The organism is Streptomyces beijiangensis (assembly GCF_017315755.1).
Classification (GTDB): Bacteria; Actinomycetota; Actinomycetes; order Streptomycetales; family Streptomycetaceae; genus Streptomyces; species Streptomyces beijiangensis.
Genome location: NZ_JAFLRJ010001502.1, coordinates 1 through 411, shown reverse-complemented (window position 1 = coordinate 411; position 411 = coordinate 1). Strand labels below are relative to the sequence as shown.

The window sequence follows — 411 nt, the reverse complement described above, 5'->3', positions numbered from 1 at the left end:
GTCCTGCATCGGGAAGTACGTCTGTCCGGGCGCCGCCTTACCGGCGAGCGAGGGCACGAGCGGCGGCTGCTCCGCGATCCTCGGCAGGTTCTCGTGGGTGAGGACCGCGAGTACGCCTTCCTCGGCCGTTGCGGCGCTCGTGTCGATCCCGGTGACCCGTCCGGCGGCGATGCGGGAGCCGACCACGTAGGCGTACGCCGTGTCCGGGAGGGGGATCTCGGTGGAGTAGTGCGCGCCCCCGGTGACCTTGGGGCGGCCGTCGACGCGGTCGAGGGGCTGTCCGATGGCGGACGGTTTCGTCGTCGTGGTCATGGCGGGCTCCCGGTCCCGGGTCCGTGCTCGGGCCCGGATCCCGTTCCGTCGCTCAGCAGGTCGAGGGTGCGGACGACGGCGCGCTGCGCGAGTTCGACC

1 pseudogene is annotated in these 411 nt (G+C 72.7%); it reads right to left on the bottom strand.

The features are described from left to right. Positions 1 to 312: pseudogene (locus J0695_RS42425) on the bottom strand (xanthine dehydrogenase family protein molybdopterin-binding subunit); the annotation flags it as partial. Positions 313 to 411: the final 99 nt, after the last annotated feature.